This window comes from Hominiventricola sp. (genome assembly GCF_057604405.1).
In genome coordinates this window covers 1-1360 of record NZ_DBLYVB010000093.1, presented here as the reverse complement: position 1 = coordinate 1360, position 1360 = coordinate 1, and the positions used below count along the sequence as shown (strand labels likewise).

Sequence of the window (1360 nt, the reverse complement as noted above, 5' to 3'; positions counted from 1 at the left end):
TACCACTCCAAAATCATGGGTTACAACCAGTATCGCTGTCTGATATTCTCTGTTGATCGCACGGAATTCCCGCATAATCTCCTTTTGGATACTCACATCCAGAGCGGTGGTCGGTTCATCCGCAATGATCAACGATGGAGTTACCAGAATTGCACAGGCAATCATGAGACGCTGCAGCATCCCCCCGGAAAGTTCAAAAGGATATTTATTCAATGTCCGCGCCGGATCTTCAAATTTGATTCGCTCCAATATTCTACCCATTTGCTGGTCAAATTCCGCTCTGGTCATTTTTTTATAACCCCTGGCCATCTGATACAGCTGTTTTCCAACTTTCACAGAGGAATTAAAGGAATTCATCGGATCCTGATAGATACAGAACATGGACATTCCATGGAATGTGATTTTACTTTCTTTTGTTTTACAGGCCACCTTCGGAAGCAATCCTAAAACTGCCGACATGGTAACACTTTTTCCGCTTCCGCTTTCGCCCACAATGCAGGTAATATGCTGATCATGTACTAAAAAAGAAATATCTTTGACAATCTTCTCTCCATCGATGATAATCCCCAGATTTTCTACTTCTAATATGTTCTTCATGAAGCTATTCCTTCACACCGATCACGGTGATTCTTTTATGGGGATTCAACAGTCGATATCGCAGGGGCATTGCTTTTTTCTCAGCCCGGTCAACCTCTGTCATGGGAAGCACCGTCACTTTCATTCCCGCATCCTGCACCATCCGGGAAAGTCGTTTGGCATTTCTGCTTTTCATCATCGGAAGTTCTTCCTTCGTGTCTTTATCATAATCCCCATCATTGGAAAATGCATTTCTATGCTCCACCAACGTAATCAGGCATTTACCAAAGAATACCTGGATCCGGTCTGACAGACGATTGTAATGCCAGTTTCCTTCCATGATCACCAGTCGTCCGCCCGGCTTTAATACCCGCTTCCATTCCTTGATTGCTTTTTCCGGATGCGGCAGGGTCCATACGAGATGGCGGTTGATGACTATGTCATACTGTTCTGCCGGTTCTTTCGTATCTTCTGCATCACCAATAGCAAATGTCACATTGTGAAATCCTGCTTTTTCTGCCTTCTCTTTTGCTTTAGAAAGCATATTTTCCGACAGGTCAATCCCCCTGCAGGTATAACCAAGCTCTGCAAGCAGGAGACTCACAAAACCCGTTCCCGCTCCTACATCCAGTACACTGTACGGCTGTTTTCCAATCACTTTCTTAAGAAATTTCAGCCACTCCTGTTTTTCTTCTTCGCTTTTCAGACCATGGGCATAACATTCATCATAGTTCACGTATGCCTTGTTCCATAAGCTGGTAATATTCTGCTTACAATTTTATCA

The 1360-nt window shown here is 43.8% G+C and carries 2 protein-coding genes; both read right to left on the bottom strand.

What is annotated here, in order from left to right:
• Window positions 1–597: ATP-binding cassette domain-containing protein (locus ACZMB2_RS14275; RefSeq protein WP_487597205.1), on the bottom strand; the 597-nt coding region annotated here is incomplete at its 3' end.
• A gap of 4 nt (window positions 598–601) precedes the next feature.
• Window positions 602–1339 carry a class I SAM-dependent methyltransferase gene (locus ACZMB2_RS14270; protein WP_487597206.1) on the bottom strand — a complete coding sequence of 246 codons (738 nt, stop codon included), beginning with the start codon at window positions 1337–1339 and terminating at the stop codon, window positions 602–604.
• Window positions 1340–1360 lie beyond the last annotated feature (21 nt).